Annotated in this window: 27 protein-coding genes, 1 tRNA gene and 2 pseudogenes; 15 read left to right on the forward strand and 15 right to left on the reverse strand. The window is 72.3% G+C overall.

Going from position 1 to position 25,091, the window contains the following annotated elements; translation table 11 throughout:
• Positions 1-55 precede the first annotated feature (55 nt).
• On the forward strand, positions 56-436 hold the full coding sequence (locus ACQP2H_RS30830; protein ID WP_433230106.1) for a nuclear transport factor 2 family protein: 381 nt from the start codon (positions 56-58) through the stop codon (positions 434-436).
• Between the two features lie 5 nt (positions 437-441).
• On the opposite strand, the gene ACQP2H_RS30835 is transcribed toward ACQP2H_RS30830, so the two are convergent.
• Positions 442-780 carry a hypothetical protein gene (locus tag ACQP2H_RS30835; protein WP_433230109.1) on the reverse strand — a complete coding sequence of 113 codons (339 nt, stop codon included), beginning with the start codon at positions 778-780 and terminating at the stop codon, positions 442-444.
• A 664-nt stretch (positions 781-1,444) separates the two neighbouring features.
• On the opposite strand from ACQP2H_RS30835, the gene ACQP2H_RS30840 reads away from it, so the two are divergent.
• The 6 genes from ACQP2H_RS30840 to ACQP2H_RS30865 all read left to right on the forward strand — a co-directional run bounded on the left by ACQP2H_RS30840 (position 1,445) and on the right by ACQP2H_RS30865 (position 4,092).
• The gene (locus tag ACQP2H_RS30840) at positions 1,445-1,666 is read left to right on the forward strand and encodes a GntR family transcriptional regulator (protein ID WP_219465245.1); all 222 of its coding nucleotides are present in this window, start codon (positions 1,445-1,447) and stop codon (positions 1,664-1,666) included.
• Between the two features lie 9 nt (positions 1,667-1,675).
• Entirely contained in the window at positions 1,676-1,918 is a 243-nt protein-coding gene (locus ACQP2H_RS30845; protein ID WP_219465246.1) for a GntR family transcriptional regulator, read from the forward strand.
• 88 nt (positions 1,919-2,006) lie between these two features.
• A complete protein-coding gene (locus ACQP2H_RS30850; RefSeq protein WP_219465247.1) occupies positions 2,007-2,285 on the forward strand; it encodes a type II toxin-antitoxin system Phd/YefM family antitoxin in 279 nt (92 codons plus the stop codon).
• The gene (locus ACQP2H_RS30855) at positions 2,282-2,692 is read left to right on the forward strand and encodes a type II toxin-antitoxin system VapC family toxin (protein WP_091251046.1); all 411 of its coding nucleotides are present in this window, start codon (positions 2,282-2,284) and stop codon (positions 2,690-2,692) included. The genes ACQP2H_RS30850 and ACQP2H_RS30855 overlap by 4 nt, the downstream gene beginning before the upstream one ends.
• A gap of 106 nt (positions 2,693-2,798) precedes the next feature.
• Positions 2,799-3,137 carry an AlbA family DNA-binding domain-containing protein gene (locus ACQP2H_RS30860; RefSeq protein ID WP_219465248.1) on the forward strand — a complete coding sequence of 113 codons (339 nt, stop codon included), beginning with the start codon at positions 2,799-2,801 and terminating at the stop codon, positions 3,135-3,137.
• Between the two features lie 127 nt (positions 3,138-3,264).
• The gene (locus ACQP2H_RS30865) at positions 3,265-4,092 is read left to right on the forward strand and encodes a hypothetical protein (protein WP_219465250.1); all 828 of its coding nucleotides are present in this window, start codon (positions 3,265-3,267) and stop codon (positions 4,090-4,092) included.
• 255 nt (positions 4,093-4,347) lie between these two features.
• Here the strand turns inward: ACQP2H_RS30865 and ACQP2H_RS30870 are convergent.
• A pseudogene (locus ACQP2H_RS30870) lies at positions 4,348-4,602 on the reverse strand (haloacid dehalogenase); the annotation flags it as partial.
• An 84-nt stretch (positions 4,603-4,686) separates the two neighbouring features.
• Between ACQP2H_RS30870 and ACQP2H_RS30875 the strand changes: the two are divergent.
• A pseudogene (locus tag ACQP2H_RS30875) lies at positions 4,687-4,973 on the forward strand (integrase); the annotation flags it as partial.
• A gap of 122 nt (positions 4,974-5,095) precedes the next feature.
• On the opposite strand, the gene ACQP2H_RS30880 reads toward ACQP2H_RS30875, so the two are convergent.
• Positions 5,096-5,182: transfer RNA gene (locus ACQP2H_RS30880), tRNA-Ser, on the reverse strand.
• Positions 5,183-5,508: 326 nt separating this feature from the next.
• Here ACQP2H_RS30880 and ACQP2H_RS30885 point away from each other — a divergent pair.
• Positions 5,509-6,486, forward strand: a complete 978-nt coding sequence (locus tag ACQP2H_RS30885) for an NAD(P)H-quinone oxidoreductase (RefSeq protein WP_433230115.1) — start codon at positions 5,509-5,511, stop codon at positions 6,484-6,486.
• A 165-nt stretch (positions 6,487-6,651) separates the two neighbouring features.
• Here the strand turns inward: ACQP2H_RS30885 and soxR are convergent, their stop codons facing one another.
• Positions 6,652-7,113: a redox-sensitive transcriptional activator SoxR gene (soxR, locus tag ACQP2H_RS30890; protein ID WP_219470461.1), complete on the reverse strand. Its 462-nt coding sequence runs from the start codon at positions 7,111-7,113 to the stop codon at positions 6,652-6,654.
• Between the two features lie 45 nt (positions 7,114-7,158).
• Between soxR and ACQP2H_RS30895 the strand changes: the two genes are divergently transcribed.
• Entirely contained in the window at positions 7,159-7,881 is a 723-nt protein-coding gene (locus ACQP2H_RS30895) for a transketolase (RefSeq protein ID WP_219465253.1), read from the forward strand.
• A gap of 2 nt (positions 7,882-7,883) precedes the next feature.
• Positions 7,884-8,783: a transketolase family protein gene (locus ACQP2H_RS30900; protein ID WP_363818250.1), complete on the forward strand. Its 900-nt coding sequence runs from the start codon at positions 7,884-7,886 to the stop codon at positions 8,781-8,783.
• Between the two features lie 57 nt (positions 8,784-8,840).
• Here the strand turns inward: ACQP2H_RS30900 and ACQP2H_RS30905 are convergent, their stop codons facing one another.
• The gene (locus tag ACQP2H_RS30905) at positions 8,841-9,545 is read right to left on the reverse strand and encodes a glycosyltransferase family 2 protein (protein ID WP_219465255.1); all 705 of its coding nucleotides are present in this window, start codon (positions 9,543-9,545) and stop codon (positions 8,841-8,843) included.
• A 155-nt stretch (positions 9,546-9,700) separates the two neighbouring features.
• On the opposite strand from ACQP2H_RS30905, the gene ACQP2H_RS30910 reads away from it, so the two are divergent.
• Complete coding sequence (locus ACQP2H_RS30910; protein WP_433230120.1) at positions 9,701-12,010, forward strand: phospholipid carrier-dependent glycosyltransferase; 2,310 nt, start codon at positions 9,701-9,703, stop codon at positions 12,008-12,010.
• 96 nt (positions 12,011-12,106) lie between these two features.
• Here the strand turns inward: ACQP2H_RS30910 and ACQP2H_RS30915 are convergent, their stop codons facing one another.
• From ACQP2H_RS30915 to ACQP2H_RS30940, 6 genes are all read right to left on the reverse strand, one after another.
• Positions 12,107-12,700 carry a hypothetical protein gene (locus ACQP2H_RS30915; RefSeq protein WP_219465259.1) on the reverse strand — a complete coding sequence of 198 codons (594 nt, stop codon included), beginning with the start codon at positions 12,698-12,700 and terminating at the stop codon, positions 12,107-12,109.
• A 56-nt stretch (positions 12,701-12,756) separates the two neighbouring features.
• Entirely contained in the window at positions 12,757-14,244 is a 1,488-nt protein-coding gene (locus tag ACQP2H_RS30920; protein WP_433230123.1) for a sensor histidine kinase, read from the reverse strand.
• On the reverse strand, positions 14,237-14,932 hold the full coding sequence (locus tag ACQP2H_RS30925) for a response regulator transcription factor (RefSeq protein ID WP_208565052.1): 696 nt from the start codon (positions 14,930-14,932) through the stop codon (positions 14,237-14,239). Before ACQP2H_RS30925 ends, ACQP2H_RS30920 begins: the two co-directional genes overlap by 8 nt.
• Before the next feature lie 68 nt (positions 14,933-15,000).
• Positions 15,001-15,513, reverse strand: a complete 513-nt coding sequence (locus ACQP2H_RS30930) for a hypothetical protein (RefSeq protein WP_208565053.1) — start codon at positions 15,511-15,513, stop codon at positions 15,001-15,003.
• A gap of 119 nt (positions 15,514-15,632) precedes the next feature.
• Entirely contained in the window at positions 15,633-16,643 is a 1,011-nt protein-coding gene (locus tag ACQP2H_RS30935; RefSeq protein ID WP_433230127.1) for a phosphotransferase, read from the reverse strand.
• A gap of 108 nt (positions 16,644-16,751) precedes the next feature.
• On the reverse strand, positions 16,752-17,924 hold the full coding sequence (locus tag ACQP2H_RS30940) for a thiolase family protein (protein WP_208565055.1): 1,173 nt from the start codon (positions 17,922-17,924) through the stop codon (positions 16,752-16,754).
• Positions 17,925-18,074: 150 nt separating this feature from the next.
• Here ACQP2H_RS30940 and ACQP2H_RS30945 point away from each other — a divergent pair, with 150 nt between their 5' ends.
• Positions 18,075-18,500 (forward strand): PH domain-containing protein, encoded by a 426-nt coding sequence (locus ACQP2H_RS30945; RefSeq protein ID WP_357019037.1) that lies wholly within the window; start codon positions 18,075-18,077, stop codon positions 18,498-18,500.
• 33 nt (positions 18,501-18,533) lie between these two features.
• Here the strand turns inward: ACQP2H_RS30945 and ACQP2H_RS30950 are convergent, their stop codons facing one another.
• Both ACQP2H_RS30950 and ACQP2H_RS30955 read right to left on the reverse strand, forming a co-directional pair.
• On the reverse strand, positions 18,534-19,481 hold the full coding sequence (locus tag ACQP2H_RS30950; protein WP_219465269.1) for a rhomboid family intramembrane serine protease: 948 nt from the start codon (positions 19,479-19,481) through the stop codon (positions 18,534-18,536).
• A 27-nt stretch (positions 19,482-19,508) separates the two neighbouring features.
• Complete coding sequence (locus ACQP2H_RS30955) at positions 19,509-20,039, reverse strand: peptidylprolyl isomerase (protein WP_208565059.1); 531 nt, start codon at positions 20,037-20,039, stop codon at positions 19,509-19,511.
• 84 nt (positions 20,040-20,123) lie between these two features.
• Here ACQP2H_RS30955 and ACQP2H_RS30960 point away from each other — a divergent pair, with 84 nt between their 5' ends.
• Both ACQP2H_RS30960 and ACQP2H_RS30965 read left to right on the forward strand, forming a co-directional pair.
• Positions 20,124-20,975, forward strand: coding sequence for a hypothetical protein (locus ACQP2H_RS30960; RefSeq protein WP_357538190.1), 852 nt, complete (start codon positions 20,124-20,126; stop codon positions 20,973-20,975).
• A 260-nt stretch (positions 20,976-21,235) separates the two neighbouring features.
• The gene (locus ACQP2H_RS30965) at positions 21,236-22,162 is read left to right on the forward strand and encodes a polysaccharide deacetylase family protein (RefSeq protein ID WP_219465273.1); all 927 of its coding nucleotides are present in this window, start codon (positions 21,236-21,238) and stop codon (positions 22,160-22,162) included.
• A gap of 81 nt (positions 22,163-22,243) precedes the next feature.
• On the opposite strand, the gene corA is transcribed toward ACQP2H_RS30965, so the two are convergent.
• Both corA and ACQP2H_RS30975 read right to left on the reverse strand, forming a co-directional pair.
• Positions 22,244-23,392, reverse strand: coding sequence for a magnesium/cobalt transporter CorA (corA, locus tag ACQP2H_RS30970; RefSeq protein WP_208565062.1), 1,149 nt, complete (start codon positions 23,390-23,392; stop codon positions 22,244-22,246).
• 411 nt (positions 23,393-23,803) lie between these two features.
• On the reverse strand, positions 23,804-24,898 hold the full coding sequence (locus ACQP2H_RS30975; RefSeq protein WP_219465275.1) for a PLP-dependent aminotransferase family protein: 1,095 nt from the start codon (positions 24,896-24,898) through the stop codon (positions 23,804-23,806).
• Positions 24,899-25,091: the final 193 nt, after the last annotated feature.

Raw genomic sequence — 25,091 nt, forward strand, 5'->3', positions numbered from 1 at the left:
GGCCGCCAGAATGAGGGGACGCGGCCGACGGGCCGGTCGACGACCGGGAGGGCACATGCGGGACACCGAACGTGAGGCGGAACTGTTGGAGGCGGAGCGCCGCCTCCAGGCCGCCCAACGGGCCGGCGACGTGGCAGCGCTCGACGCCCTGCTCGACGACCGGCTGATCGCCGTCGGGCCGGACGGTCGCACCTTCGGCAAGTCCGACGACCTGGCCGCGCACCGCAGCGGCAGTTCGGTGCTCGACGAGCTGGTGGAGGAGGAGTTGGAGCTGCTCGTCGCCGGGACGACGGGGGTGACGTTCTTCCGGGGGCGGGTCAGCGGCACCTTCGAGGGTGCGCCGTTCGCGGCGCGGTTGCGCTACACCCGCACCTGGGTCTACGACGACGGGTACGGCTGGCGCATCCTCGCCGCCCACCTCAGCCCCGCCCCCTGACCCAGCTATCTGGGCTGCTCGCTGGCCGACGCAGAGCGGCTGTAACCGGTCAGGACTCCGCCGGGGCGGCGGCGCGCACCCCGGGATCGCTGCTGTTCAGGCCGGTTGCGGGGGACGGGCACCGGTTGCCTACTCTCCAGCTTCGCGGGCTGCACGAAGATCGATCGACGAGCGACCGCGTCGCCTCTGGCGTCCAGTTGGTAGACGTCGAGCCAGCACCACCCGTCGTAGGTGATCCAGTCGAGCACCCGGATGACCCGGCACCAGATCGGCTTGATGAACTGCACGCTGGCAGCGCGGGTGACGTACACCAGGTCGCCGGCCTTCGGCAGTGGCGCGTTCATCGATGGCCTCAGACCTGACGTAGCCTGCGCCACGCCCTGATCCGGGCACGGGCGGCCTCGACCATCGGGCAGAAGCTGCCCTCGGTGCATCTTCCGCACCGGCTGTGGCGGTGGTGCTCCAGGCAGTCCCACGCCGACTGGACCAGGAGCGGCACTCCGCTGCGCGCATCCACCGCGCCCCGGCGGACAGCCGCCTCCCCGCAGGGGCAGTCATCAGGGGCAGCGCGTGGGTAGGGCTGTGGTGGTGCCCTCCGGACCGGAGCCCACGCGCCGGTCTTATTCGGATACGCCGTGGCCGGACCGGTGCGATCCAACGGCGGGTAGGCACTCGGACGGCCAGCGAGCCGCCGCAGGGCACGTGTGATCAACGAACGCAGCATGAGCATCCGATCCTTCTGCCGGCCGATAGCGGGCCGTCGTGCGGACGTTCGTCCATGGAGATCCCTCAGCCGGTGGTGCTGCGGAGACGGGATGCCGGGCTGAGGTGGCACGGGATCCACCCCAGCCCGGCGGGGGCATCACGGCCAGGTGCCAACCAGGGAGGAATACCCGCCCAACAACCTAGGTCACTATATGACCACTATGCAAGGAGAGACCGGGGTGACCGGCGTGTCGTGATCTACTGGCCAGGCCAACCAGGTACCGGACTATCCGGAGATCCGCCATGCCCATCCCCATGTCCTCACGCCAGATCGCCGACGACCTCAGCGCCCGCATCCGCTCCGGGGAGTATCCGCCGGGCTCCAAGCTGCCGTCCCTGCGGGAGTTGGCCGACCTGTACTCCGTCAGCGTGTCCACCATCCAGCGCGCCCTGGAACTCACCCGTGACCGAGGGCTCACGGTCGGTCGGGCCGGTGCCGGGGTGTACGTGACCGAGGGCTACTAGGTGGGGACGATGATCGACCAGTTCTCGCCGACGCCCCTGTACGTGCAGCTCGCCGACCTGATCGCCAAGCGCATCGAGTCGGGAGAGTTGCAGCCGCTCAAGCCGCTACCGAGCGAGCTGCGGCTACAGCAGGAGTACGGGGTGGCACGCGGCACGGTCCGCGCGGCGATCGCCCTGCTACGGGAACGCGGGCTGGTCATGACCATGCCCCAGCGCGGCACGTACGTCACCGAGCACCGCACGAAGACGTAGCCCGGGTTGATTCCGCCCGGTCGGCGCGGGTAGTCCAGATGACGCCAGCAGCTGGAACGGTAGAACATTTAGTTCTACACTCGGTTTCATGGAGCGCATCGGTGTCCGGGAGCTGAACCAGAACACGAGCCAGGTGTTGGCCCGGGTGAGTGGCGGCGAGACCGTGGAGATCACCGATCGAGGCCGCCCGATCGCCCGACTGATTCCGGTAGGTGACGAGAGATCGGTTTTGGCCAAGTTGGTAGCCGCAGGGCGAGCCGTCGCCCCCACCGGCAGTGGCTCTGTGCCGCTTCCACCGAAGCTCGGTGACGAGAACGTGGACGTGGCCGCTTCGCTCGCAACGATGCGCGACGAGGAGCGCTGGTGATCTATCTCGATTCCGCCGCCGTCGTCAAGCTGGTCCGACAGGAGGAGTGCAGCACAGACCTCGTCTCCTGGCTCAACGCACACGACGACGTCCCGCTGGTCTCCTCCGCCCTCGTCGAGGTGGAAGTGCCCAGAGCGCTGCGCCGGTCAGCTCCGCAGGCGTTGATCGGAGTGCCGGCTGCCGTCGGACGGCTGTTCCGACTGGAGATCGACAGCACGATCCGGGCGACCGCAGCCACGTTCGCCGAGCCGATGCTCCGCAGCCTCGACGCCATCCACCTGGCCACCGCCCACGTGCTGACCAACGAATCCGGCACGGCACTCACCGCCTTCGTCACCTACGACCGACGGCTGCTCGAATGCGCCAAGGAAGCAGGACTACCCACAGCAAGCCCCGGCCAGAACTGACCTACGAGTCCCCGCCCCGGTACGGATTCCGGCCCTCCGTACGACACACGCCAAATGTAACCCAACAAGCTTGAAATATAACTCACGCGCAGTTACATTTCGCGCCATGACCGAGGACTTAGCCGACCTGGTACAGACGCTGCGCGCAGCTGGCGGGGATACGACCAGTGTCGAGGTCAAGGCTGCCGCAGGCGGACTGCCTGTATCGCTGACCTCCTCGTTGAGCGCCCTGGCCAACCTTACCGGTGGCGGGACGATCATCCTGGGCCTGGACGAACGTACCGGCTTCCGCCCGGTGCCACTCGCCGATCCACAGATCCTCAAGCAGGGCCTCGCCGCCAAGGCCCGCGCGTACACACCGCCCGTGCGCCTGTCCATCGACGACGGACTACATCAGCCAGTTATATGCTGCCTCGGCGGGCCAGAACTCTTGCGCCGCAAGTAGGACGACATCGACCTGCCCGCATCGGCTATTTGGTGAGCCCGTTCGCGTCGCCGCCCGGCCTGTTGTAGCTGGCGGGCTGGCCGCCTGATGACTTCTGCAACGTCTCCTTGTCAGCGACAATGCACCCATGACCCTGATTGCAACCTTGGCCAGCAACTCCGTCGTAGTCCAGGTCTCCGACCGAAGAATCTCTCTATTACATCCGGACGGCTCGACCGAACTGAGAGACGACGTAACGAATAAAGCTGTGTTGTATGAGAACAGAGCAACTCTGTCTTTTACAGGACTTGCTGAACTTGAAGGCCAAACGACGGACTTGTGGATCGCTCAACGTTTAGCCGCCGCACCAAACCTGAACGATGGTCTCGAAAAACTGACTAACGACCTCACCGTTCTCTTCCGGCGACGACCTTACCGAGGCCACTCCCACAGTATTGTCATGACGGGTTGGAAGAGGAACGGATCTGACGAGCCCACGCCGTTCTCAGGGTTGGTGTCGAATCAATTTGAGGTCGGAAAGGGATGGAGAGCGTCTCCGTCGGCGGATTTCGACTGGTTCGTGGAGATGGCGAGACCTGAGCTGCCTACGCTGATCTTCGCTCCAGACTTGGTCCCGAGGACGTCGGCAAGGGCCTTGTACCGCCAGCTACTCAGAGTGAAAAGCCAAGGCCTGAATGTTGCAAACGCCGTCGATCTGATTGCGGGAGAGATTCGGTCGGTCGCGGATTATCGGCCCACGGTCGGTCGCGAGTTGATGGTTTCAGTCCTGCCGAAATCTGCTGTCCCCCTCGGTCCGGTTACTGAACTGTCCGTCATAAGCGGACACGCCAATTCTGATACACCGACCTTCTGCAGCCTCTCCGCGAGCGGCGACCAGGTCGCGTATGGCCCAACAATGATCATGAACGGAATGATTATATCCGGCTTCCAGGCACGCCCTATCACCGACGACTAGCCCGATCCCTTTTCGCCACCATCCCGACCCACCCCGACCCTGGCCTGTTCGGCTTTCCTGAGTCAGTGGTGGCCGGGATGGCAGCTCCCCAACCCACTCGCCGACACTCCTTGAGTTTGCAGCCGGGCCATCACGGTCCGCCCCTACCTGCGCCGGTCGCAGCGCATTTCAGCCACCGATACGTTCAAGCACTACGCCAGCGATCTAACTCATGCTCGTAATCACCACATCCACCTCGGCGGCTCAGGACGTCTAAACCTTGGCCGACCGATTCGCATAGTCAATCACACGCGCGCCGACGGCACGCGCGGCTTGCAGGATCGGTTCCGGATTGGGCTTCATGCGGCTCGGATCGGCGTATGCCCGGCCGACCACCGGCGACACGTAGGCGGCGAGCCGATGCGCTGTTTGGTACGCGCTCACCGCGCCGGCCGAGTTGTTGCTGACGACCGCCACAGGTATCCCGGCCCGCGACGTACCAGCCTGTCTGGCACTGGTTCGCATTCTGCGGCATCATTCGCGGGAGCACTGCCGGAACATCAACGGGCAGATGTTCAACGCCGCTGGCGCTTGACCGGGACCGGTGTCTAAAGCACCTATCTGGGTGCATGGCGGCAGGCACGCGCGACAGCGCTGACACCGGCTTAGCAGCGCTCACCGCTGGCGCACCGGCCCTACGACCTGCGGCACGCCGCCGTATCGCTCTGGCTCAACGCCGGAGTGCCGACTACTCAGGTCGCCCAGTGGGCCGGGCACAGCGTGTATGTGCTGCTCAAGATCTACGTCTCGTGCATCGACGGACAGGACGAGGTCGCTCGGAAGCGGATCGAGGGGCGCTAGGCACCGAGCCGACCGAAGGGCCGGAGAGCGCCGACACGTAGACGACACAACCAGTGAGACACGGCAGTCCCAAGCGAGACGAAGTGAGGCTTGCTCGCGACATATAGACACGCCCCCTGCCGGCGTCCGCACTGGTCAGGGGGCGTTTCTGCGGCTCTGGACGCGGAGGGTGTGGGATTCGAACCCACGAAGACATCGCTGCCTTACCGGTTTTCAAGACCAGCGCCATCGGCCACTAGGCGAACCCTCCCGGACCGCCACCCACGGGTGCGCGGCCTGTGCCTAGTCTGCCACGAACCGCGTCCGGGCGAGCCGGCCCACCACCGTCGGGCGGGGTTCGGCGTACCGGAAAGGGGTCCTTGATCCATGGCATGACCAGCGTGACCTCACCCGGTCGGTCCACTGTGGCCGAATTTCCGGCCGTCCTGGGCGAGCGGTGGCCCGCCCCGGACGACGGGTGGTGGATTTTGCCGACCGAAGGTGGCCGCAGTGGCAGTTGTCGTCAGACCGACGTGTGTCACCGCACCGCCACCGTCGACGACTGCGTTTTCGGATCGGATCGGGTAAGACTGGGCCATGCACGCGATCACGATCCCGGAACCCGGTGGACCCGACGCGCTCGTCTGGGCGGAGGTGCCCGACCCGGAGCCCGGTGCGGGTGAGGTGGTCGTCGAGGTGGCCGCCAGCGCGGTGAACCGGGCCGATCTGCTCCAGCGGCAGGGGCAGTATCCGCCACCGCCGGGTGCGCCCGCGTACCCCGGATTGGAGTGTTCGGGGGTTGTCGGCGCACTCGGTGCGGGGGTGACCGGCTGGGCGGTGGGTCAGCCGGTGTGCGCGCTGCTGGCCGGCGGCGGGTACGCCGAACGGGTGGCCGTGCCGGCCGGGCAGCTGCTGCCGGTGCCGGCCGGCGTCGACCCGGTCGACGCCGCCGCGCTGCCCGAGGTGGCCTGTACGGTCTGGTCGAACCTGGTCCGGGTGGCCCACCTCGGCAAGGGCGAGACGCTGCTGGTGCACGGCGGCGGGAGCGGGATCGGCACGTTCGCGGTGCAGTTCGGTGCGGCGCTGGGCGCGACCGTGGTGGCCACCGCCCGGTCGACCAAGCACGGCAAGCTGCGGGAGTTGGGTGCCGCGCACACCGTCGACTACCGGGAGCAGGATTTCGTGGAGGAGGTCCGGCGGGTCACCGACGGGCGGGGCGCGGACGTGATCCTCGACATCATGGGTGCCTCCTACCTGGGCCGGAACGTGGCGGCGCTGGCCGACGGCGGCCGGCTGGTGGTGATCGGCATGCAGGGCGGGCGCAAGGCGGAACTGGACCTGGGCGCGCTGCTGGCGAAGCGGGCGTCGGTGGCGGCCACCGCGCTGCGCTCCCGTCCGCTGGCCGACAAGGCGGACATCGTCCGGGGCGTCCGGGAGCAGGTGTGGCCGCTGGTGGAGTCCGGCGCGGTCCGACCGATCGTTGACCGGCGGCTGCCGATGCGCGACGCCGCGCAGGCGCACCGGCTGGTCGAGTCGGGCGACCACGTGGGCAAGGTGCTGCTCACCACCGGGTGACGGCCCGGCCGGACCACGAGGTGGTGCGGCGGCAGGAGCACCGCACGGACCCCGGACCAGGCGCCGGCGGCACGGCCCACGCCAGGCGGGGGTACGGGGGTTACGGCTGGTCGGTCGGCTCGGCGGTGTGCAGGCCGGCAGCGCAGCCCAGAGCCCGGGGAGCGTTCAGGCCGGCGGACGCGGGCCATCGCGGCGGGGCAGCACCAGGCGGGCGCCGGGGCCCTCGCCGGCCAGCGTGTCGCCCGGGTTGTAGAGGGTGCAGCGCTGCAACGACAGGCAGCCGCAGCCGATGCAGCCGTCCAGGTCGTCGCGGAGCTTGCCGAGCAGCTTGATCCGTTCGTCCAGCCGCTCCCGCCAGGTGCGGGAGAGGGCGGCCCAGTCGTCCGGGCTGGGGGCGCGGGACGAGGGCAGCGAGTCCAGCGCGGTCCGGATCTCCTCCAGCGAGATGCCGACCTGCTGGGAGATCCGGATGAACGCCACCCGGCGCAGCTCGGTACGGGCGTACCGACGCTGGTTGCCGCCGGTGCGGTCGGCGTTGATCAGCCCGAGGCGTTCGTAGTAGCGCAGCGCCGACTGGGCCACCCCGCTGCGCGCGGAGAGCTGCCCGATGGTGAGTGACTCGTGCATCATGACCCTTGAGTTGAAGTCAACTTCAGGTTGCACGCTAGCCATATGACCACACCGACCGCAACCCGCCCGTGGGGCCGCACCCTCCCCGCCCCGGTCGTCGCGCCGCTGGAACGCATCCGCGCCGGCAACGCCTACGACGACAACGTGTACTCAACCGTCGACGTGCACTGGGTGCTCTACGACCGGGTCCTGCGGGTCACCCCGGCCACCGTCGACGACCCGGACCGGGACCGCTTCCTGCTCTCCAAGGGGCACGCCGTGGCCGGCTACTACGCGGTGCTCGCCGCCAAGGGGTTCATCCCCGTCGACTGGCTCGACGACGCGGGCGGGCCCGACAGCCGCCTCGGCGGCCACCCCGACCGCACCCTCGTCCCCGGCGTCGAGATCGGCTCCGGCTCCCTCGGCCACGGCCTCGGGCTGGGCGTCGGCACCGCGCTCGGCCTACGCGCCCAGGGCCGCACCACCCCCCGGGTGTACGTCCTGCTCGGCGACGCCGAACTCGACGAGGGCTCCAACCACGAGGCGATCGCGTACGCCGGGGCGACCGGCCTGGCCGGGCTCACCGCGATCGTGGTCGACAACGCGTCGGCCAGTCACGGCTGGCCAGGCGGGGTGGCCAGCCGGTTCACCGTCAACGGCTGGACCGCCGCCACCGTCGACGGGCACGATCACGACGCCCTGCACGCCGCCCTCACCGGCCACGACGGCCACCGCCCGCACGTCGTCGTCGCGGTCGACGGACCGACCCCGGGGAGCCGGTCATGACCATGCGGGACACCTTCGTCGCCAGCGCCACCCGGTTCCTCGACGACCCCCGGACCACGATCGTGCTGGCCGACATCTCCGCCGACGCCTTCGCCGAGGCGGGCCGACGGTATCCGGACCGGGTGGTCAACGTGGGCATCCGGGAACAGTTGATGGTCGGGGTGGCCGGTGGGCTCGCCCTCACCGGGCAGCGCCCGATCGTGCACAGCTACGCCCCGTTCCTCGTCGAGCGGGCGTACGAGCAGATCAAGCTGGACCTCGACCACCAGGGGGTCGGCGCGGTGCTGGTCAGCATCGGCGCGTCCTACGACCGGGCGGAGGCCGGCCGGACCCACCTCGCCCCGGCCGATGTCGCCCTGATCGACACCCTCGACGGCTGGACCGTGCACGTGCCCGGTCACCCCGACGAGGTCCCCGACCTGCTGCGCGACGCGGTCTGCGGGCAGCACTCGAGCTACCTGCGGCTGTCGCTGCGCAGCAACACGCGGGCGTACCCGCAGGCGGGTGGGTTGCAGGTGTTGCGCGACGCCGGGCCGGGCGCGGCGCTGCTGGTGGCGGTCGGTCCGGTGCTCGACGCCGCGCTCGCCGCGGTGGCCGGGCTACCGGTGACGGTCGCCTACACGCACCGGCCCCGGCCGTTCGACGTGGCCGGGCTACGGGCGCTGGCCGGCGGCGAGGTGATCGTGGTGGAGCCCTACCTGGCCGGCACCTCGACGCGGGTGGTGGCCGAGGCGTTGGCGGACCGGCCGCACCGGCAGCTCAGTCTCGGCGTGGGCCGGGCGGAGCTGCGGCACTACGGCACCGCCGAGGATCACGACCGGTGGCACGGCCTCGATCCGGCCGGGCTGCGCCGGGCGATCGGCGACTTCCTGGCGGCGGGCCACCACACCGGCCCTTCCTGACGACCGGGCGGTCTCCGACACGCCGACCGGAGGCCACGGCGGGCCCGGCCGTCGCGCTCAGCGGGATGCGCGCGACGGCCGGGAACGGGTGCGTTCCCGGCCGAGGATCCAGATCGCCTCGACGCCGTCCTTCCAGGTGATCTTCTTGCCCTCCTCGCGCCCGCGCGCCCGGTAGCTGATCGGGACCTCGTACGGGCGGATGCGACGGCGCAGGAGCTTGCCGGTCACCTCCGCCTCCATCCCGAACCCCCGGGACCGGATGCCCAGCGACCGGTACAGCTCGACCGGCATCAGCTTGAAACAGGTCTCCAGGTCGCCGATGTAGGAGTTGAACAGGACGTTCGCCGCCATCGTGACGCCCTTGTTGCCCATCACGTACCAGAAGCTGTAGGCGCTGTGACTGCCGAAGGTGCGGTTGCCGTAGACCACGGTGGCCCGCCCGTCGAGCACCGGGGCGAGCAGCCGGGGGATGTCCTGCGGGTCGTACTCCAGATCGGCGTCGAGGATGACCATGTACTCACCCTCGGCGCTGTCCACGGCCGTCTTGATCGCCGCGCCCTTGCCCGCGTTACGGGAGTGGGTGATCACCCGCAGCCGCGCGTCGTCCGCCCGGCCGAGGATCTCCCCGGTGCCGTCCCGGCTGCCGTCGTCGACCACGACCAGCTCGATCTCGCACGGATAATCGACCGCCAATGCCTGCTTGAGGGCATCCGCGATGCGTTCTTCCTCGTTGTAGACCGGCATGAGGATCGAGAGCTTCACGGGAATCTCCACGGTGGCGACAGTGAGTCGGGCCTAGCCTAGCCTGGCAGATCGGCCCCGCGAGGGTCGCCACCGCAGCGGCGGGTTCCCGTCATCCGTGGCCACCGTACCGGCCGGCACCCGGTCTTTCAGCGCAATGGTGTTTACTTCCGCCCATGTCGGCAGCCGGCTGGATGCTCGTGGCGGCCCCCGTCGCCTCGCTCGTGGTGCTCTCCGCTCTGCTGCGGCCCCGAGCCGCCGGGGTGGACGCCCCGCACCGCCTCGGCGTCGTCCGGGCCGCCCTGCTCACCGGCGTCTTCGCCGTGCTGACCGTGGAGGTGCTCGGCGCCCTCGACGCGCTCACCCTGCCCGCCTTCGCCCTGGCCTGGCTGCTCTTCGTCGCCGGGGTGGCGGTCGCGGCGGCGACCCACCGACGGTCCGGGCGGGTTGCCGGCCGGCCCGGCACCACCGCCGCCCGGACCCGCCGGGCGGTGCTGGTCGGCTCGGCAGTGGGCGGCCCGACGGCACAGGGCCCGGGCGGGGGCGGGCCGAGGGCGGACGACCTCACCGGGGACCCGGCCGCCGGCACCCGCGCGGAACTGCCGAGCACCGCCGGGCGCGGCGTCGCGGCGGTGCTGTCCGACTGGGCGGGCCGACTGACCCACCTGCGGCGTACGGCGACCCGGGGCGAGCGGCTGCTCGCCGGCGGGGTGCTCGCGATGGTGTCGATCGAGCTGGTGGTGGCGCTGCTGGCCGAGCCCAACAACTTCGACTCGCAGACCTACCACCTGCCGAAGGTGGAGCACTGGGTGGCCCAGGGCAGCCTGGAGTTCTGGCCCACCGCCATCCACCGGCAGGTGACCATCCCGCCCGGCGCGGAATACCTGCTGCTGCACCTGCGCCTGTTCACCGGCGGGGACGCCCTGCACAACCTGGTGCAGTGGGCCGCCGGGATCGGCTGCCTGCTGGCGGCCACCCGGATCACCGCCCAGCTCGGCGGCGGCCGGCGGGCCCAACTGCTCAGCGCGTTCCTGCTCGCCACCACGCCGATGGTGGCCCTCCAGGCGACCAGCACCCAGACCGACCTGGTGGCCGCCGCCTGGGCCGCCTGCGCCGCCACCCTGGTGCTGGACGGCCTGCGCCGCCGGGCCGACCTGACCGCCGCGCTGGCGCTGGGCGCGGCCACCGGCCTGACCGCGTTGACCAAGACCAGCGGGCTGATCGCCGTCGGTCCCCTGCTGCTGCTCTGGGGGCTGGCCCAGCTCCGCCTCGCCGGAGGCGGCACCGGTCACTCCGCCGGGGCCGGCACCGGTCACTCCGCCGGAGGCGGCACCGACCGGACCGGCCGGGCGGTCGACGGTGTCGGGTCGGATCCGGCGACCCGGGCGGCCGACCGGCCGGCACCCACCGGGACCCGGCAGGTGGCCCGGACGGTGGGCGGTTCGCTGCTGGTGCTGCTGGTCGCGGCGACCGTGGTGGGGCCGTTCCTGGCCCGGGAGACCGCCGAGTTCGGCCACCCGTTGGGGCCGCCACGACTGCGCGAGTCCATCCCGATGGAACGGCACGACCCGGCGTCCGTGCTGGTCAACGCGCTGCGGATCGGGCACACCGCGTTCGACACCCCGCTCGCCCCGCTGCGCGCCGGCACCGCGGGGGCGATCACGGCCGGCTCCCGCGCCGTCGGTGTCGACCCGCAGGACCGGGCCATCACCTTCGGCCGGGAGGTCTTCCCGGTGCCGTCCTGGTATCCCGACGAGGACCGGGTGGCCTTCCCGCTGGCCGGGTCGCTGGCGCTGCTCGGGGCGCTCTTCGCGCTGGCCCGCCCCCGCCGGGTCAGCCCCGGTCGACCGGGGACACTGCGGGCGTACGCGGCCGTGGTGGTGCTCGCGGTGGTTCTGCACACCGCGATGATCAAGTGGCAGCCGTGGGGGAATCGGCTGCTGCTGTACGCGCTGGTGCTGGCCGTACCGCTGGCCGGGCTCTGGGTGGACGCGGTGCTGCGGCGGCGGCCCGGGGCGGGACGAGGGTCGGTGGCCGCCGGGCTGGTGGTGACCGTGCTGGCCACCTCCGCGTTGGCCGGCGTGCTGGCCCTGTCGTACGGCTTCCCGCGCCGGCTGGTCGGTGCCGGCTCGGTCTTCACCACCTCGGAGTGGGACACCCGGTTCCTGCGCCGGCCACAGTGGGCCGACGAGTTCCGGTGGGCCGCCTCGGCGGTGCGGGCGAGTGACGCCCGACGGATCGGCCTGGTGCAGCAGAACGACAACTGGGAGTACCCCTGGTGGTTGCTGCTGCGCGGCGACGACGGCCGCTCGCCCGAGCTGGTGGCGTTGCAGTCGGTGCTGCCGGACCGGCCGCCGGCCGACCCCACCTCGGTCGACGCGATCGTCTGCACCGGCCCCCGCACGGAGTGCGCCCGGCTGGTCCCGGCGGGCTGGACGATCGAGTACCGCGACCACGTCGGCTACGCGCTGCCCCCGCCCCGCTGAGCGCGATCCGACCGCCGGCAGCGCCGGCCAGCTGAACCGGTCGGCGGGACGTCGGGCCGGCGTGGTGGCCAACGCCGGCCCGACCGTCCCCACGGGTCACTTCTGCTTGACCGGCACCACGATCAGCCGGGCCACGCTGGCGTCGCCGTCCCTGGCCCCCGCCACGTTGACCTTCGTACCCACCTTGACGTCGTTGGCCTTGATGGTGGTGCGCCGCTCGACCACCCGGAGCTGCTCGCCCAGCTTCCAGGTGAGGGTGAAGCCGTCGGTGGACTTCACCGTCACCGAGTCGCCGTCGATCGCGGTGACCTCGCCGCGCTGCACGACGACGGTCTTCGTGCCGTCCTTGGTCTGTACCACCGCCTCGCCGTGCAGGCCGTTGCGGCCCAGCTGCACCCGGGCCTGCCGGCGCTGCCGCAGCTCCTTCACCCGCTCGCTCCGCTTGCCCTTCGCCCCGGCCTGCGGGGACGGGGTGGTCGACGCGGCGGGCGCGGCGAGCAGGTCCAACTCGACCGGGTCGAGGCCGAGCGCGGCCAACGCCTGCCCCTCGACGCCCAGCGCGGCGGCCACCTCGACGACGGCGACCTTCGTGCCGTCCTGCGCGACCTGGGCCGTACCGCAGCCGGCGACGCCGAGCGTGAGCGCCGCGAGCAGCGACGTGGCGGTGACGGCGATTCCCCGATGTGCCATGACTCTCCCTCTGGTCCGTGGTGCCACCAGCGTCGCGGAGCCCGATGGGCGCGGGGTCAGGCCGATGTTCGGGTCGGGTAAGGATGGGCGGGCAGCCGGACGGTGAACGCCGCGCCGCCCTCGGCGGCGTGCCCGGCGACGATCTCCCCGCCGAGCCGGCGGACCAGCCCGGCGGCCAACGCCAGCCCCAACCCGCTGCCGACCTTGCGGACCCCCCGGTAGCGCTGGTGCAACGCCCCCCGCTCGAAGGCCACCGCCAGGTCGTCGTCGGTGAAGCCGGGCCCGCCGTCACGGACCTCGATCAGCCCACCGGCGGTCGGGTCGGCACCGGCCGCCCGGACCGCGAGCACCACCGGCGCCCCCGGCGGTACGACCCGCAGCGCGTTCTCCAACAACCCGTCCACCACCTGCCGGATCCGCCCCGGATCGGTGTACGCGGGCACCGCCGTGCCCGGCGTCTCCAGCCGGAACGGCACCCCGACGGCCGCGCACCGCTCCGACCAGGTGCGCTCGGCGTCGGCGGCCAGCCGGGTGAGGTCGACCGGCACCGGTTCCAACGGGAAGTCCACCGCCTCCAGCCGGGCCAGCGCCAACAGGTCGGCGACCAGCCGGTCCAGGTGCTGGGCCTCGGTGAGCATGGTCCGGCCGGTGGCGGCGGCCTCGTCCGCGCCGATCACCCCGTCGGCGAGCGCCTCCGCCCACCCCCGGATCGCGGTCAACGGGGTACGCAGCTCGTGCGAGACGGACAGCAGGAACTCCCGCTGCCGGCCCTCGCTGGTGGCCAGCGCGGCGGCCAGCCCGTTCAACGCGTACGCCAGGTCGGCGACCTCGTCGGGGGGTTCGACGGGCACCCGGACGGCCCGGTCACCGGCGCGCAACCGGGCGGCGGCGGTGGCGGCGTGCCGGATCGGGCGGGCCAGCCGGCGGGCGAGCAGCAGCCCGGCCGCCGCCCCGGCGGTGAGCCCGGCGAGCAGCGGCAGCCAGAGGGCGCGCAGCACCTGCCGCCACGGCCCCTGCGGGGTGGCACGGGTCAACACCACACCCTCACCGCCGGGCAGTGCCCGCCCCTCGACGAGGGTCCGTTGGCCGTTGACGAACCGTCGACCGGAGACGTCCCGACCGCCGGAGACCCGGTTCACCACCTGCCGGGGCAGGCCGGGGCGGTCGGCCAGCCCACCCTGGACGACGTACACCTCGATCTGTTGTTCCCGGAGTTGGCGGATCAGCCGGTCGCCGGCCGCGTCGCGCTGGCGGCTGGGGCGTACCCGCAGGACGTCGGCGGCGAGACGGGCCTGGGCGGCCAGCGCGGCCTGGTCGCGGCGTTCCACCCCGCGTACCGCCAGGGGGACCGCGACCAGCGCGGTGACCAGCACCGACACCAGCGACACCGCGCAGGTGACCAGGACCGCGCGGGCGGTCAGCGTGTGGGTGAACCGGCGGCGCGGCCGACGGCGACGCCGCCGGGCCCCGCCCGGCGGCGGGGCGGCCGGCGGCGGGGCGGCCGGCGGCGGGGTGGTCGGCGGCCGGGGGGCGGGCTCAGCCATTGGCGGCGTATCCGACGCCCCGGTGGGTGCGGATCACGCTGGCCGGGCCGAGCTTGGCCCGCACCTGGGCGACGTGCACGTCGACGGTGCGGGTGCCGGCGTGTGCCGCGTAACCCCAGACCCCGGCCAGCAGCTCCTCCCGGGTGAAGACCCGGCCGGGGCGGGCCATCAGGTGGGCGAGCAGGTCGAACTCGGTGGAGGTGAGCTGGACGGGGGAGCCGGCCGCGAGCACCGTGCGGCGGGCCGGGTCGAGGGTGACCGGGCCGACGGTGCGGGGCCGGTCCGGCCCGTCCGGGGCGCCGGCGGTGCGCCGCAGCACCGCCCGGACCCGGGCCACCAACTCCCGGGGGCTGAACGGCTTGGTGACGTAGTCGTCCGCGCCCAGCTCCAGGCCGACGATCCGGTCGACCTCGTCGTCGCGGGCGGTGAGGAAGAGGACCGGGGTCCAGTCACCGGCCTCGCGCAGCCGCCGGCAGACCTCGGTGCCGGCCAGGCCCGGCAGGGTGATGTCGAGGACGCAGGCCACCGGGCGCAGCCGTCGGGCGGCGGCCAACCCGCCCGTGCCGTCCCGTTCCAGGTGTACGCCGAACCCGTCCCGGCTGAGATAGAGCCGGACCAGGTCGGCGATGGCCGGTTCGTCCTCCACCACGAGGACGAGCCCACGTTGGCCGGTGGCGTCAGCGGTCACCGGCCCATGATGACCGACCCTGGACCGACCGAAACGTAGGCCGGTGTTCGGGTCAGGTAAGGATGCGGTCAGCGGGTCGGCAGCGGGCGCAGCAGCGGGGCCGGTGCGACGGCCGGCGCGTCGCCGATGGTGGCGACGACCCGTTCCTCGGGCTTGCGCAGCCGGGTGCGGAACGCGTGGTGCAGCAGCGTGTCGAGCTGCCACACCTGCTTCGGGTGCTGGGTACGGATGACGAACCGCTCCCGCACCCCGTCGATCGCGGTGGCCGCCAACTCGACGGCCTGCGCCCGGGGATCGGGGCTCCAGGTGACGTTGCTCAGCTCACGCAGCTCGGTGTTCAGGTGCAGGCGCAGCCGGTGCAGCACCCGGGTCTGCTGGGTGACCACCAGCCGGCGGTGGGTGAGCAGGAGGAGGTAGTCGCCGTCGACCGGCCGGTCGGGGCGGGCGCACCGGGCGACCAGGATGGTGGCGTCGCCGGAGCCGACGCACTGCCGGAAGACCGGCATGTGCCGACTCACCGTCTGGACCGCCAGCCCGGTCTCGGCGGCGGCCGGGAGGAAGGTGCGCGAGAAGACGTCCATACCTGGCCAACGAGCCGTGACCAGGGGTGATGTGGGTCACTGTCGACTTTTGGAAGTTCCACTCCCCCGTGTCGCACCACCGGTGTGTCTTCCGGACCTCCCGCCCGCCCGACACCCGGTCAGACGGGCATCGGGGCGAAGAGCTCGCCGAGCCACCCGGGCACCGCGTCGGCGTACTCGGTGCGGCTCGGGTCGGTGGTGTCGAGGGCCCGCCGCCAGGACAACGCCCGACTCACCGTGGTCACCCGCATGGCCAGCCCGGCGACCTCCCGCAGGGTCGCCCGGTCGTGCCGGTCGGTCCACGGCTCCAGATAGGCGTCCCGCAGCCGGACCAGCACCGGGTCCCCCTCCGGCAGCGAGAACGTGTGTGCCGCCGAGCGCAACGTCACCAGCAGGGTGCCGAACGGGTGCGCGACGGAGGCGTCCCCCCAGTCGAAGAAGCGGTAGCCGTCGGCGGCGGCGAACACGTTCCCGTCGTGCAGGTCGTCGTGCTGGGCACTGGCCGGGATGCCGCTGTCGGCGAGCCGCTGGCAGTCCTCGGCGAAGCGCGGCAGGTGCGCCCGCAACCGGTCGTGGGTCGCCGCGTCCAGGCCACCGCCCCCACCTACGCCACCGGCGTCGAGGAGCAGGGCGGCCCGGTCGTCGAGGAGGTCGGCCAGGAGGCCCGGCATCGCCGCCGGACGCTGGTCGGGTACGCCGAGTGCGACGAGTTCGTCCGCCGCCGGGACCAGCTCCCGCTGGAGTTCGGCGTAGGCCGCCAACACGTCGACCCAGCGGGCGGGCTCGGGTTCGGGTTCGGCCAGTTCACGCAGGGTGGGGCCGCCGTCGGGCAGCAGGGACCAACCCCGGGACGGGTCCACCGCGACCGGGTCGAGCACCCGACCGGGGGTACGCCGGGCCAGCTCGGCCAGGAGCACCACCTCGTACGCCGTGCCGGGATTGTTCGCCTTGAACCAGTACGACCCGGCGTCGGTGGGCACCTGCCAGACCGACGACCAGGGGCGCAGCCGGGCCTCCACCGGGCCGGTGACCCGGCGACCGTGCCGGTCCAGGTGCCCGGTGACCCAGTCGAGGGCGGCGGACCGCCACTGCGGATCGGCCCAACCGGCGGCTACGGGAATGGTCGTCACGCCGCGCAGAGTAGGCCACCATCCCACCCCGGCACCCGCCATTTTCCACCGGGCCGGCCCGCTGGTCGGGTGGTGGCCGGATCGACCTGGGATCGCGGACGGGCGGTGTCAGAGCAGTTCGAGGATGGTGGCGTTGGCCATGCCGCCGCCCTCGCACATGGTCTGTAGGCCGTAGCGGATGTCGTTGTCCCGCATGTGCTGGAGCAGCGTCGTCATGATCCGGGCGCCGGACGCCCCGAGCGGGTGACCCAGCGCGATCGCCCCGCCGCGCGGGTTGAGCCGTTCCGGGTCGGCCTCGGTCTCGGCCAGCCAGGCCAGCGGCACCGGGGCGAACGCCTCGTTCACCTCGTACACGCCGATCTCCTCGATGCCCAGGCCGGCGCGGCGCAGCGCCTTCGCGGTGGCCGGGATGGGGGCGGTGAGCATGGTGACCGGGTCGTCGGCGGCGACCACGGCGGTGTGCACCCGGGCCAGCGGACGCAGGCCGTGCCGGCTGGCCCAGTCGCTGGTGGTGACGGCGAGCGCCGCCGCGCCGTCGGAGATCTGCGACGCGGACCCGGCGGTCACCACGCCGTCGGCGCGGAACGGGGTCTTCAGCCCGCCGAGCACCGCGAGGGAGGTGTCCCGGCGGATGCCCTCGTCGGCGGTGAAGGTGCCACCGTCGGCCAGCGGCACCGGGGCGAGCTCCGGGTCGAACACCCCGGCGTCCTGCGCGGCGGCGGCCTTCTCGTGGCTGGCCAGCGCGAACTCGTCGAGCTGGCTGCGGGAGAAGCGCCACCGGGCGGCGATCAGCTCGGCACCGACCCCCTGGTTGAACGGGAGCGGCTGGTCGTCGGCGAAGCCCTCGACCCCCCGGTAGCGGGCCCGGAGCTGGTCGCTGAACGGCATGCCGTCGCCGACGCTGGACCCCATCGGCACCCGGGTCATCGACTCGACACCGCCGGCCACCACCAGGTCGGCCTGCCCGGAGAGCACCGTCGCGGCGGCGAAGTGCAGGGCCTGCTGGCTGGAGCCGCACTGCCGGTCGAGGGTGGTGCCGGGCACCGACTCGGGCCAGCCCGCGGCGAGCACGCCGTTGCGGGCGACGTTCCAGGACTGCTCGCCGACCTGGGACACGCAGCCCCAGATCACGTCGTCGACCTGGCCGGGATCGATGCCGGTGCGGTCGGCGAGGGCGCGCAGCACGTGCGCCGACAGGTCGACCGGGTGCACCTCGGCCAGGCCACCCTTGCGCCGCCCGACCGGGGTACGGACCGCACCGACGATGACTGCGTCGCTCATGACTACTCCCCGGTAACTTCGGCTGCCTCGATCCTACGTCCCCGACCGCCGGTCCGCCCTGCCCGGCGCACCCGACCCGACGCAGAGGGGCGGGCGGCGCGGGGCGAGCGGTCGCCGCAGGGGGGCGGGCGGAGCTGGCATGCTGGGACGGTGCATCCACCATCGTCTCCGGCCCGCCAGTGGCGGGTCCCCCCGGCGCTCCCGGCGGTGAAGCTGGTCGGTGCGGTCGGGTTGGTCGCCCTCGGGCTGCTGCTCGCCGCCGGGGACCCGGTCCCGCTGGCACTGGCCGTCGCCGCCGCCGTGGGCCTGGCCGCCTGGGCGGTACGCGACCTGCTCGCCCCGGTCCGCCTCGCGGTCGACGCCGAGGGGATCACCGTCGTGCGGGGGTACGCCGGGCGGCGGCACCTGCCGTGGGGCGTGGTGGAGGCGGTCACCGTGGACCGGCGGACCCGGTTCGGGTTGACCGGGGAGACGCTGGAGATCGACGCGGGCGAGACCCTGCACCTGCTCGGCCGGGCCGACCTGGGTGCGTGGCCGACCGAGGTGGCCGAGGCGGTCCGGGCCGCCCGCCCCTGACCGGCGCGCGGCCCGCGCCGGCACCGGCACCGCTCAGCCGAGCAGCATCACGGTGCGGACGATCACCAGGCCGAGCAGCGCCACCAGGATCACCGCCGTACCGGCCGCCTGGAAGACCGAGCGTCGCATCCGGGGGGCGTACGCCAGCACGAGCGCCATCAGTGCCCCGACGATCAGCCCGCCGACGTGGCCCGGGATGGAGATGCCCGGCACGGTGAACGTGAAGATCAGGTTGATCACCAGGATCGGCAGGATCGCCGAGGTGTCCCGACCCAGCCGGCGCATCAGCACGAAGATCGCCGCGAACAGCCCGAAGATCGCCGTCGAGGCACCGGCCGACGCGGTGTTGGGGCTGCTGAACAGGTAGGCCGCCACGTTGCCGCCGAGCCCGGCGACCAGATAGAGGGTGAGGAAGCGCAATGGCCCGAGCAGGGCCTCCAACTCCCGCCCCAGCACCCAGAGCGCCCACATGTTGAGCAGCAGGTGCACCACGCCGTAGTGCAGGAACATCGCGGTGACGAGGCGGTACCACTCACCGGAGGCGACGCCGTGCGCTTCCCCGAACGGCACGTACGAGGCGTAGCTGAGCACCGAGCCCCACTGGGTCAGCGGGGTGCCGCCACCGAGCAGGCCGCCGAAGCCGGACCCGCCGATCATCGAGTCGCCGCCCCGGTCGCTGAGCACCGAGACGATCATCACCAGCACGTTCAGGGCGATCAGGACGCGGGTGACCACGCCGCGACGGCCGGCGGCACCGCCACCGAAGGCGGTACGCGCCGGCCGTACGCTGCGGCGTCCCTCGTTCACGCACTCCGGGCACTGGTGGCCGACCGGAGCGTCCCGCATGCAGTCCGGACAGATCGGCCGGTCGCAGCGGGAGCACCTGAGGTACGTCTCCCGGTCGGCGTGGCGGTAGCAGACCGGGGTGGTCGGCACCGGCCCACCGGTGGCGTCGCCGGCCGGCCCGGAGCGTTCAGTCATGCGTGCAAAGGTACCTCGCGGGTGCGGTCAGGCCTCGGTGCGCTCGATCTCGACCCGCTCGATCACCACGTCCTGCAACGGCCGGTCGCTCGGACCGGTCGGGGTGTTCGCGATCGAGTCGACCACCTTCGCCGACTGCTCGTCGGCCACCTGGCCGAAGATGGTGTGCCGGTTGTTCAGGTGCGGGGTCGCCCCGACGGTGATGAAGAACTGCGACCCGTTGGTGCCCGGCCCGGCGTTCGCCATCGCCAGCAGGTAGGGCCGGTCGAAGCGCAGCTCCGGGTGGAACTCGTCGGCGAACGTGTAGCCCGGGCCGCCCCGGCCGGTGCCGGTCGGGTCGCCCATCTGGACCATGAAACCGCTGATCACCCGGTGCGAGATGGTGCCGTCGTAGTACGGCCCGTTGCCCGGCTGACCGGTGCGGGGATCGGTGTATTCCTTTTTGCCCTCGGCCAGTTCCACGAAGTTACGAACCGTCTTCGGAGCGTGATTGCCGAAGAGCTCCAGCCGGATCGGGCCAGCGTTGGTGTGCAAGGTGGCGTAGACAGCCTCGGCCACGGGTACTCCTCACTCGTTGGTCAGTTCCATGCGGATCCTCCCATGTGCCCCATCTGGCAGTGCGGAGGCATCCGTTGGTGGAGGATGACGAAGGAACAACTCCCAGGAGGTGGGACCGTGTTGGGAATCGGGCGACGCAAGACCCAGGGGCAGCTGGCAAAGGTGGAGCTGCACCAGGGCATCGGTCACCTGAGGCAGGCTGCCACGCACGCGGCGAAGGGTGCCGGCGCCACGGTCGGCCCGCGGGTCCAGGCGGCCCGGGGGGCGGTCGCGCCGACCGCTGTCGTGGTGCGGGACCGGGCTTCCAGTGGCCTCGCGACGACGGTCGCGGCCCTCGCCCCGGTGGCCCTGGCCGTGCGCAACGCCCAGGCCGAGGCCGCCGGTAAGGCGGTGGCCGGCAGGAAGGCCGCCGCCGCGAAGCAGGCCGCGGTGAGCAAGAAGATCAAGGCGAAGAGCCCGAAGGCCCGCAAGAGGAAGCGCACGTCGCGCGGCATGCTCGCCGGCCTGCTGGTCGCCGGGACGGTGGCCGGGGTGGCCGGTGCGATGGCGATGCGTCGCCGCCGTGAGCAGCAGGAGTGGGCCGAGTACGACCCGACCCGCAGCATCGGCACCGCCCCCGTCACGCCGCCCGCCGCCGGCGTCTCCGCCGGCTCGGTCACCGCCGGCATCGACGCCCCCCGCGACGAGGTCGACATCCTGGTCGTGGAGACCCCGTCGGCCGACGACCCCGCCACCACCGGTCCGGTGCCCCCGTCCACCGGTGTCGGCAGCTCCACGGTGGCCGGCACCCCGGCCGGCAAGCCGGTGATCCACCCGAACGACAAGGTCCCCTCGGTCGCCGAGGGCGCCACCGACGTCTCCGGCCGGCCGGCCGACGACCTCGGCAAGGCGCTCGACGCCGGTCGGAACGCGGCGCAGTCCGGCACCCGGCGCTGATCCCCCGCACCACGTCGGCGGCGCGGTGACGACCTGACCGGTCGTCCCGCGCCGCAGCCGACTTCCGGACCCCGTCGGGTCCCGGGTCGCCCGACAACGGGACGCGCCGCTGGCACCCGGAGCCCTCGGCACGGTACGGCCCGGCACCGTCATCCGGCCTGCCCGGGGCGGCGGTCCCCACGAGAACGTAAGGATTTTTCAGGGTTCTCCCCGACCGTTACGGGCCCACCCGGCGGGCTTCCGGCTCCTACAGTGCTCGTATGTCGTCGACCACCGACCCGGAGCGCCCGGCTCCGGAGCCGAACGGCGCCCCCTCGACGGGGCGCTGGGACCAGTCCGCCGAGCGTCCGGAGGAGCCCCCGGCCGGGCGTGACCGGGCGCTGTCCCGGCGGCGCGTGCTCTCCGGCACCGCCGCCGCGCTGGCCGGCGCGGGTGTGGCGCTGACCGGTGAGTTCGGCTACGCCGAGGCCACCGCCGACAGCAAGCTGCCCGTCTACGGCGGGTACGCGGCCAGCGTGCACGCCGACCGGCGTACCCCGCCCCGGTCGTCCCGGGTCGACGTGGTGTGGAGCGTGGACACCACCCGACGGTTGATCGCGCTCACCTTCGACGACGGTCCGGCCCCGAACTGGACCCCCCGGGTGCTGTCGATCCTCGCCCAGACCGACACCCCGGCCACGTTCTTCATGGTCGGCCGCCGCGCCCGTGAGTACGGTCGGCTGGTGGCGCACCGGCTGGACGGCCACGAGATCGGCAACCACACCTGGGCCCACCAGGACCTGGCGAAGATGACCTACGAGCAGGCGTGCACCGCGATCGGTCGGGCGCACAACGAGCTGACCCGGCTCTGGGGGCGGGAGCCCACCCTGCTCCGCCCGCCCTACGGGCACCTGGCCGGCAGCACCCTGCTGGCCGCCAACGACCTCGGCTACCAGGTGGTCCTGTGGAACCGGCAGATGCTCGAATCCCGGTTCACCCAGAATCCGGACGGCCTGGTCGACTACATCGTCGAGTCCTGTGACCCGGGCACGATCCTGCTCGCCCATGACACCGGGCCGGCGGACCGGCTGGTGGCGATCCGGGGGCTGGCCGCGATGATCATCGGGTTGCGGCGGCGGGGCTTCGAGTTCGTCACCGTCTCCGAGCTGATGGCGGCGGCGACCCCGGCGGCCACCCCGGCGCACTGACCCACCGCCGCCCCGGCCCACCGACCGGGCGGCACACCGGCCACTGACCGGCCGCCACCCCGGCCCACGACCGGGCGGCGGTCAGAGCCAGCCGTTGCGGCGGAACCACCGGTAGAGCGCCAGCGAGATGGCGAGCATCAGCGCCAGCACACCCGGGTAGCCGTACGTCCATTTCAGCTCGGGCATGTTCTCGAAGTTCATGCCGTAGACCCCGGCGAACGCGGTCCAGACCGCCGCGATGGCCGCCCACGCGGCGATCTTGCGCATGTCGTTGTTCTGGTCGACGGTGACCTGCGCCAGCCGGGCCTGGAGGATCGAGTTGAGCAGGTCGTCGTAGGAGTTGACCTGTTCGACGGTGCGGCTGAGGTGGTCCTGCACGTCGCGGAAGTAGCGGCGTACCTCCTGCGGCACCTCCCGGTGCACCTGCGCGGTCAGCGTCATCAGCGGCCGTTGCAGCGGGATCACCGCCCGCTTGAACTCGACCAGTTCCCGCTTCATCTGGTAGATGCGCTGGATCCGCCCGCTGCTCTGCCGGTCGAAGACGTCGGCCTCCAGCACGTCGAGGTCGTCCTCCAGCTGGTCGGCCACCTCCAGGTAGAGGTCCACCACCCGGTCGGTGATCGCGTACGCCACCGCCCACGGGCCGTGCCGCAGCAGGTCCCGCTTGGCCTCCAGGTCGGCCCGGACGGGCGACAGCCGGCAGGCGTCCCCGTGCCGGACGCTGATCAGGAAGTTGGGGCCGATGAAGAGCATCACCTGGCCGGTCTCGACCACCTCGGAGGTCTCGGTCAGCTCGGTGTGCTCGCAGTACCGGGCGGTCCGCAGCACCAGGAAGCTGACGTCGCCGAAGCGCTCCAGCTTGGGCCGCTGCTGGGCCTTCACCGCGTCCTCGACGGCCAGCTCGTGCAGCCCGTACGTCTCGGCGATGGCGGTCATCTCGGCCAGTTCCGGTTCGTGCAGGCCGAGCCAGACGAACCCGCCGCGCTCGTCGCGGGCGGCGGCCAGCGCTTCGGCGTACCGCCACTGGCCGGGGCGGCGTTCGCCGTCGACGTAGAGGCCGCAGTCGACCACGCCGCTGCGGCCGGGGCCGGTGGGCGCGGGGGTGCGGGGGGAGCCGTCGGCGTTGAGGATGCGCGACATCGCCCGGACCGGGGACACCCAGGCGCGGGGGTTCAGCACCCGACCGCCGTGCAGTGTCGTCGACCGCTCCCGTTCCGCCCGGTCCGTCATGGCGTACCCCCTCCCGGTGTGCGTGCTGCGGCTTGCAGGCTACGCCGCCGCCGGGCCGGCGGCCCTCGGACGATCGGCGGCCCCTGCGGCGGGACGGACGGCGGCAGGTGGGTGGCCGTGATCCTGGTCACCCGGGCCGGGCCGGGAGCGGGGCGGATGCCGGGGAGCAGGTGGGGGGTGGTGCCGGGCGGGTCGGGCCGCGTCCAGGGGGGTGAGGGGCGACCCGACCCACCCGGCACCGTTGGGGGCGGGGGCAAAGCTGCGGCGTCACCCGGCCGGCCGGTGGCAGGGGCCCTGAGCGGGTCACCAGCCAAACGTGAGTGACGCTCGCAGCATTGTGGGGCGTCGGGCCGGCCGAGGGGAGCCCTCGACCGGCCCAGGTCGCGCTTCTGTCAGAAACCCGACAGATTTTCAGCCGCGTACGGCAGCCACCGCGTCCGCCAGCCGACGCACACCCTCGTCGATCCGGTCCGCGGTCACCGCGGAGAACGCCAACCGCAACGCGTGCCGCCCACCGTCGACCATGAAGTCGCTGCCCTTGACCACGGCGACGCCCCGCTCGGCGGCGGCCGGCGCCAACCGGTCCACGTCCACGTCGTCGGGGAACTCCACCCAGAGGAAGTAGCCGCCGTCCGGCTCGACGAAGGTCACCTCGGGCAGGTGCCGGCGCAGCGACTCGGCCAGCACCCCGGCCCGCTCACCCAGCGCCGACGACACCGTGGCGATGGACCGCTGGATGTCACCCGAGACGCAGAACTGGTGCACGATCGCCTGCGCCACCATGCCCGGCGAGATGTAGAGGCTGGTCGCCGACTTGGCGATGTCGGCGATCAGGCTCGCCGGCCCGACCAGGTAACCGACCCGCACCCCGGGGCAGACGGTCTTGGTGAAACTGGACGCGTGCACCACCACGCCCCGGGTGTCCATCGACAGCATCGACGGCAGCGGCTCACCCCGGAACCGGATGTCGGCGTAGGGGTCGTCCTCGAAGATCGTGAAGCCGTACTCGGCGGCCAGGTCGAGCAGCTCCCGGCGCTTGTCCAGCGACAGCGTCACACCGGCCGGGTTCTGGTAGTTCGGGATCACGTGGGCCAGCCGGGGGCGTACCCCGGACTCCAGCAGCTTGCGCAGCTCGGCGGTGTCCAGGCCGTCCGGCTCGATGCCCACGCCGTGGATCTCGCCGCCCATCCGCTGGAGGTTGAGCAGCGTCCGGTCGTACGTCGGCCGCTCCACCACCACGGCGTCACCGCGCCGGACCAGGTGGTCGAAGAGGAACGCGTCGGCCTGGAGCGAGCCGTTGGTGACCAGCACCTGATCCGCCTCGACGCCGTGCTTCTCGGCGATCCACTTCCGCAAGGGTGGGTAACCCACGGAGGTGCCGTAGGCGGTGACCCCGGCGGGGTCGGCGTCGAAGGCACGGACGGCGGCGGCCTTGAGCCCCTCGACATCCACGATGTCCAGCGAGGGCGCGCCACGGGCAAACGAGATCAGCTGCTCGGCGGTCATGCGCACGAGCCTAGGGCCTGCCCGGCCCGCTCCGGCCGGCATACACGCCAAGTTCAACATGCGGGCAGTCCCGCCCGCCCCGGCGGTGGCGGCGGTCCAGCCCGGCGGCCTCCCGACGGTGGCCGGCGCACCGGGAGTCCGGAGCGGGATGCACCGGGCGTCCGGGCCGGGGCCGGGGCCGGGGCGAACCGGT

This window comes from Micromonospora sp. CA-248260 (genome assembly GCF_050942205.1).
Taxonomy (GTDB): Bacteria; Actinomycetota; Actinomycetes; order Mycobacteriales; family Micromonosporaceae; genus Micromonospora; species Micromonospora antibiotica.